The sequence below is a fragment of the Longimicrobiales bacterium genome (assembly GCA_035764935.1).
Lineage (GTDB): Bacteria > Gemmatimonadota > Gemmatimonadetes > Longimicrobiales > RSA9 > DASTYK01.
Genome location: DASTYK010000160.1, coordinates 1 through 6,737, shown reverse-complemented (window position 1 = coordinate 6,737; position 6,737 = coordinate 1). Strand labels below are relative to the sequence as shown.

General features: G+C 68.2%; 5 protein-coding genes. 1 reads left to right on the top strand and 4 read right to left on the bottom strand.

The annotated features are described in order from the left end of the window. The 4 genes from VFU06_13770 to VFU06_13755 all read right to left on the bottom strand — a co-directional run. The coding region (locus VFU06_13770; protein HEU5210456.1) for a TIM barrel protein at positions 1-432 on the bottom strand (432 nt) is incomplete at its 3' end. Between the two features lie 59 nt (positions 433-491). Continuing rightward, the gene (locus VFU06_13765; protein HEU5210455.1) at positions 492-1,682 is read right to left on the bottom strand and encodes a Gfo/Idh/MocA family oxidoreductase; all 1,191 of its coding nucleotides are present in this window, start codon (positions 1,680-1,682) and stop codon (positions 492-494) included. Then, complete coding sequence (locus tag VFU06_13760) at positions 1,682-2,272, bottom strand: gluconate 2-dehydrogenase subunit 3 family protein (protein ID HEU5210454.1); 591 nt, start codon at positions 2,270-2,272, stop codon at positions 1,682-1,684. Before VFU06_13760 ends, VFU06_13765 begins: the two co-directional genes overlap by 1 nt. A 2-nt stretch (positions 2,273-2,274) precedes the next feature. After that, on the bottom strand, positions 2,275-3,972 hold the full coding sequence (locus VFU06_13755) for a GMC family oxidoreductase (protein HEU5210453.1): 1,698 nt from the start codon (positions 3,970-3,972) through the stop codon (positions 2,275-2,277). Between the two features lie 514 nt (positions 3,973-4,486). On the opposite strand from VFU06_13755, the gene VFU06_13750 reads away from it, so the two are divergent. Then, positions 4,487-6,484 (top strand): MFS transporter, encoded by a 1,998-nt coding sequence (locus VFU06_13750; GenBank protein HEU5210452.1) that lies wholly within the window; start codon positions 4,487-4,489, stop codon positions 6,482-6,484. The last annotated feature ends 253 nt before the right edge of the window (positions 6,485-6,737 follow it).

The following is a 6,737-nucleotide window of genomic DNA, read 5'->3' as shown; positions in this document are numbered from 1 at the left end:
CGGCGGGAAGCTGTAGAGCAGGTGCCAGATCGGTGAGCCGGTGAAGCCGTTCACGACGGGCACCCCAAGTCGCGCGGCGGCCTGCGCCGTCGCGATCATCTCGTCGGCTGCGCGCGCGCGCACGCCCTCCGCATCGCCGTCTCCCCAGACGTGGGGTGGCGCGATCGCGGCGTGGCGCTGGTCGATCGGATCGCACACGCACTGCCCGGTCAGGTGGTTGCTGATCGCAAACACCTTGAGGCCATGCTCGGCGAGCAGCGCGTGCACGCGCTCGCAGTAATCGTCTTCGGCGAGCGCGCGCCGGACGTCGAAATGGTCTCCCCAGCATGCCAGCTCGAGGCCGTCATACCCCCAGTCGCGCGCCTTCGCGGCAAGCGTGGCGATCGGCATGTCGGCCCACTGGCCGGTGAAGAGCGTAACAGGTCGGATCATGCAGTCTCGTGTCGTGGAGTAATGGTCGTGCGCGCGGCCTGCCGCGGTGCCGCGCGGGTTCAGGGCGCTTGAAACGCGGCATCGACCCAGCGCCGTTCGCGGCTGCTGCGTAGTGCGCAGTCGATGAAGTGGACGCCCGCTGCGCCGTCGCTGCCCACCGGAAGCTCCAGCCGTGCCGCGAGGGACGCAACCGACCCGGCTGCCGGGGCATTGGCTGAGCGCGCCGCAGCGTCGTGTGCTGCGATCACGTCGATCGTGTCCGCGTACAGGCTCGCGAACGCGTCATGAAAACCTTCCGGATGCCCGGGCGGCAATCGCATGGCACGCAGTGCGGCGGGTGCGAGATCGGGACCTGCCCGCGTGTACACCCGCTGGCCGCCGTCCGCGTCGTGCAGCACGAGCTGCTCATGCTGTGCATGCGACCATTCCAGCGTGCCCTCCTCACCGGACACGCGCAGCCGGACGTCGTTTTCCATGCCGCCAGCGACCTGTGTGCACACCAGCAGCCCGCGCGCGCCGTTGTCGTACTGCATCAGCACCGACGCGTCGTCGTCGACGCGCCGTCCGGGCACGTGCGTCGCCACGTCGGCAAACAGCTGCCGCGGCTCGAGTCCGCTGACGTAGCCCATGAGATGAAAGGCATGGACGCCGATGTCGCCGAGCGCGCCCGCTCCGGCCAGTGCGGGATCCGTGCGCCAGACCGCACCCTTGTGGCCGGTGCGTTCCACGGGTCGAGCGAGCCAGCCCTGCGTGTACTGCACGCTGATGCGCCTCACGGTGCCGATCGCTCCGCCCGCGACCAGCGCGCGTGCCTGCCGCACCATGGGGTAGCCGGAGTAGACGTACGATACGGCAAGGAGCCGGTCGCGCTGCGCGGCGGTGCGACAGAGCCGCTCCGCGTCGGCGAGCGTGGTCGTGAGCGGCTTGTCGCAGACTACGTGTATGTCACGCTCGAGGAATGCCGCAGCGACGTCGTGATGCAGGTGGTTCGGCGTGACGATGACGACGAAATCGATGCGGTCCGCACCGCGCGCGGCTTCGGCGTCAGCCATTGCGCGGAAATCGTCGTGCACACGTGCAGCGTCGAGGCCGAGGGTGCGGCCATGCTCGCGCGAGCGCGCTGCATCGGAGGAGAACGCGCCGGCGACGAGGCGCGCGCGGCCGTCGTACTCCGCGGCGCGCTGGTGGACGGCGCCGATGAACGCGCCGGGACCGCCGCCGGCCATGCCGAAGCGCAGCACGCGCCGCATCAGTCGGTGTAGCGGACGCCGAGGTGCTGCAGCGCGTCATCGGGACAGCCGTTCCACTGCGGCACGACCGTGTTGCCCATGAAGCGCAGGTCTTCGACACCCATCCTCGACGACCAGAACCCGGTCGCGACCAGGTCGCGGAACCGGTTGAAGAATGCGACGCCCTGGCTCAGCGTTGCGGGCGCGCGTGCCGGCCAGGCGACCTCGTCCAGGATCGCTGCCTGTTGTGAGGACGTCGCATCGACGAACGTGCTGTCGAAGCGCCTGCGCGTTTCCGCGTCCAGCCACGCGAGCCCGCCACGCATCGGCAGCTGCAGCTGCGGCCGATCGATCATCATGAAATCGATGAATGCAGGCACACCCGCGTCGCTGGCACTGCCCGAGCGCTCGTCGCGCGGGATGACCAGGTCCGCGAGCACGGTCACCGTGCGCAGCTCGTGCGGCGTGAAGAACTGTGCGACGAACGATGCCGGAGCCTGCGCCGCCTGCTGCGCGTGCGCAGTGGCCTGCTCGATGGCGCCGACGGAGACGCCCAGTGCCTGCGCCAGCGGCACTGCGGCGACGATCTGCAGCATTTCGCGCCGGTCCATGCTCACAGTGCCCCCTCCTTCATGAGTCGTGCGACGTGCTCGCTTGTGCGCATGGAAAGCGCGAGGATCGTCCATGTCGGGTTCTTGTCCGGCTGGCTGACGAATGGACCGCCATCGGCAACGAACAGGTTCGGCACCTCGTGCGCCCTGCAGTTCGCATCGACGACAGACCGCGCCGGGTCGTTGCCCATGCGCACACAGCCCAGCTCGTGGATGATCGAGCCGCCGTTCATCAGGCCGTAGCGCTCCTCGCGCGTCGGCATCGGCGCGAACACCTCGCCGCCCATGGCTTCGACGATGGAGCGGAAGGTCTCCTGCATGTGCTTCGCCTGCTGGACCTCGTGGTCGCTCCACTGCCAGTGGAAGCGCAGCACGGGGATGCCCCAGCGGTCGACGACGTCCGGATCGATCTCGCAGTAGCAGTTCTCGTTCGGCACCATCTCGCCGCGGCCCGCGAAGCCGACCGTCGCGCCGAAGTAGCGACGGTAGTCGTCCTTGAGCTGTCTGCCCCAGCCGCCGCCCGCGGGATACCGCTCGACGCCGCCCAGCACGCCGTAGCCGGGCATATCGAAGCCGCCACCGACCTCGATGTGATAGCCGCGCGGGAAGTCGAGCGTGCGGTTGTCGAGCCACCACGGCATGAAGATGTGACCGCTGCCCGAGCCATCCTCGTTGTGCGGCGGCCGCTCCATCATCTTCGGGATGAAGCCCTGCACACCGGCGCCCGTCGTGTCGGTCAGGTACCTGCCGACCATGCCGCTGCCGTTGGCGAGGCCGTCCGGGAACTGCGACGACTTCGAGTTGAGCAGCAGTCGCGCGCTCTCGCACGCACTGGCCGCCAGTACGACGATGCGTGCACGCACGTGGCGATCCTCGCCCGTGGCCTTGTCGACGTAGGAGACGCCGGTCGCGTGGCCGCGCGCATCCACCGTCACCTCGCGCGCCATGGCTTCCAGGTAGAGCGTGAGGTTGCCCGTCGCCAGCGCCGGGCGGATCAGCACCTCGGGACTCGAGAAATTGGAGTTGGTCATGCAGCCGCGGCCGCACTGGCCGCAGTAATGACAGGGCACGCGGTTGCCGAGCGGCTGCGTCAGGATGGACAGGCGTGCAGGGATGCACGTGATGCCGAGCCGGTCGCACGCGTCCTTGATCAGCAGCTCGTAGCAGCGAGGACGGGGAGCGGGCTGGAAGATGCCGTCGGGATCGTTGGGCAGTCCCTCGCGGCTGCCGAAAATGCCGACGAGGCGATCGACGCGGTCGTAGTACGGCGCAATGTCGTCGTAGTCGATCGGCCAGTCGTCGCCGAGGCCGTCCATGCTGCCGCGCCGGAAGTCGTCGGGGCCGAAGCGCAGCGAGATGCGACCCCAGTGGTTCGTGCGGCCGCCGAGCATGCGCGCACGCCACCAGTCGAACCTCTCGCCCGGCGCCATGGTGTACGGCTCGCCCTCGACCTGCCAGCCGCCGATGCAGCCGTCGAACTCGCCGAACGGTCTGTCCGGTGTAGAAGCGCCGCGCCGGGGTGAGTCGTAGTTCCACTTCAGCATGGCGCTGTCTTCCGACGAGTACCACTTCGGTCCCGCCTCGATGACAGACACGCGCGCACCGGCCTGCGTCAGCATGTACGCGGCCATGCCACCGCCCGCGCCTGAGCCAATGATACACACGTCGTACTCCTGCCGATTGCGTCGGAGCTGGATCATGCGTCTGCGCCTGGTGGAGGTATCGGTAGCGCGGCTGGTCCGGGGATAGTGAAGCAGAGGGGCGCGCGGGCGCAAGCGGACCGCTGTCGCTGATTCGAGACAGCCGGAGTGGTGGCACCGGCAAGCGGGCAGATCGTTCATTCTCACGCAGAGCCGCAGAGGAGCGGAGGCGCAGAGGGCTTCTCGCATCTTCGCTTCGCGGCACTCCGCACCGTCGGTACATATCCGCAGATCTCGAACGGCCACTTACAACAAGTCGGAATCCGGCAGGGCGAAGGACGCTGATGCAACTGCAGGCACCCATGCATGCAAAGCCCTGCGACTCTGCTCCTCCGCGACTCTGCGTGGAAATGAGAAGTCTACATGTCGGTCGCTCGCAGAATGCCAGCCAGCGCCCGAAATTTTCTGCAGGTGTGCTTGCGTCACCGCCACGCCGCATACGATTTTGCGCGCCACAGCATTTCCTCCCGCGGCCGCATCCGCCGCGCTCCTCCAGCGCACGCGAGCCATGCCCATGCTGAACGCACGTCTCGGACTGATGATGTTCCTGCAGTTCTTCATCTGGGGCGCATGGTACACGACGATCGCCGTGTACATGAGCGCGAGCGGGCTGGAGACGCTCACGCACTGGCCATTCACGGTGAACCCCATCGCGGCGATCGTCGCGCCCTTCTTCCTGGGACTGGTGGCGGACCGGTATTTCGCGACCGAGCGGGTGCTGGCTGTCCTGCACCTGCTGGGCGCAGCATGTCTCTTCATCGCGCCGGGGCTGATCAGCCGCCCGGGCGCGTTCATCGGCATGCTGCTGATCTACAACCTCTGCTACATGCCGACGCTCGGGCTCAGCAATTCGCTCGCGTTTCACCACATCCGCGCGCAGGAGAAGCAGTTCCCCCTGATCCGCGTGTTCGGCACGGTCGGCTGGATCGTGGCAGGCCTGTTCATCAGCTTCGTGCTGGGTCGCTACGCGGGCGGGCGTCTGCCGGAGGAGACCGCGCTGCCGCTGTACACGGCGGCGGCCGGAAGCCTGGTGCTGGCGATGTACGCGCTGACGTTGCCGCATACGCCGCCGCCCGCGCGCGGTGAGCCGGTATCCATCGGCAGCATCGTCGGACTGGACGCACTGCGCGCGCTGGGCAGCCCGTCCTTTTACGTCTTTGTCCTCAGCGCGCTGCTGATCTCGATCCCGCTCGCCGCCTACTACAACTTCACGCAGCTGTTCCTCGGTGCGTCCGGTGTGACCAACATCGCGGCCACGCAGACGCTCGGGCAGATGTCCGAGGTCTTCTTCATGCTGCTCATGCCGCTGTTCTTCGTGCGGCTGGGAGTGAAGTGGATGCTGATTGCGGGAATGGCCGCGTGGGTGCTGCGCTACGTGCTCTTCGCCCTGGCGGCGCCGACCGGCACGTTCAGCCTGATCGCCGCCGGCATCCTGCTGCACGGCATCTGCTACGACTTCTTCTTCGTGACCGGCCAGATCTACGTCGACAAGAAGTCGACGGCCGCGATCCGCGGACAGGCGCAGGGCTTCCTCGTGCTCATCACCTACGGCGTCGGCATGCTGATCGGCGCGCAGCTCGCGGGCGCACTCTACAACAGCTTTCTCGGCACTGCCGACACGCTGCTGCCGGAGCAGTGGCAGAGCTTCTGGCTGGTGCCGGCCGCCTTCGCCGCGGCGGTGATGGTCTTCTTCGGAATCGCCTTCCGCGAGCGCGAGCGGCAGGGCGCGGCGGCAGCGGCCGCGGCAGGGCTGGCGGCAGTGCTGCTGGTGGGTGGCTGCAGCGGCGGATCCGGCAATGCGGGGGATGCCGGCGCAGCCTCGGCGGACAGCCAGCAGGCGGGCAGCTCACCCGCGCGAGGGGACGGATCCGGCGTGGCCTCTGCACCGGATGACACCGCCGGCTGGATCGTGCTGTTCGACAGCACCACGGGCCTCGACGCCTGGCGCGGCTACCGCCGCACGGACATGCCCGCCGCCTGGCAGGTGCAGGACGGGACCCTGGCGTTCACGCCGGGTGCCGGCGACGGCGGCGACATCGTCACGCGCGAGCAGTTCGGCGACTTCGAGCTCGTCCTCGAGTGGCGCATCTCACCCGGCGGCAACAGCGGAGTCTTTTACCGCGGCCTGGAATCGACCGACTACATCTTCGAGACCGCCGCCGAGATGCAGGTACTGGACAACGCGGGACACGCGGACGGCAGGAGCCCTCTCACGTCGGCCGGCTCCAACTTCGGCCTCTACCCCGCCGCACGCGAAGTGACGCGTCCCATCGGCGGATGGAACGAGGCGCGCATCGTCGCGCGCGGCCCGCACGTCGAGCACTGGCTGAACGGCGTCAAGCTGCTGGAGTACGAGCAGGGCAGCGACGAATGGAAGGCGCGGGTCGCGGACAGCAAGTTCGCGGCATGGCCGGGGTACGGAACGGCAATGAGGGGACACATCGGGTTGCAGGACCATGGGGATGAGGTCTGGTTTCGGAACATACGGATACGCCCGTTGGGCGCGGACTGACGGCTGCTGACGGCACCGGCACCCGCACCGGGACCCGTGTTGTTGAGGTGCCCGGCGGCTGGGGATGCCCTGGAACGGAAGGGCAGAGTCGGCGCGCACGCGCCCGCGCCCGGGCAGGTGCGAGTGAGGCTGAGGGGTAGAGTCGAAGAGATGCCTTGAACGGCGGGCCCTCGCGGGATCCCGGGCGCATCCGATCGATCGGCTGCCGCCCGCCTTCGGCACATCAGATTGCTCTGCACACCTGCATTGCTCG

Excerpts from the sequence above, each read along its gene's own strand:
- VFU06_13765 (HEU5210455.1), bottom strand. The coding sequence starts at position 1,682 with ATGCGGCGCGTGCTGCGCTTCGGCATGGCCGGCGGCGGTCCCGGCGCG.
- VFU06_13755 (HEU5210453.1), bottom strand. The coding sequence starts at position 3,972 with ATGATCCAGCTCCGACGCAATCGGCAGGAGTACGACGTGTGTATCATT.
- VFU06_13750 (HEU5210452.1), top strand. The coding sequence starts at position 4,487 with ATGCTGAACGCACGTCTCGGACTGATGATGTTCCTGCAGTTCTTCATC.
- VFU06_13760 (HEU5210454.1), bottom strand. The coding sequence starts at position 2,272 with ATGGACCGGCGCGAAATGCTGCAGATCGTCGCCGCAGTGCCGCTGGCG.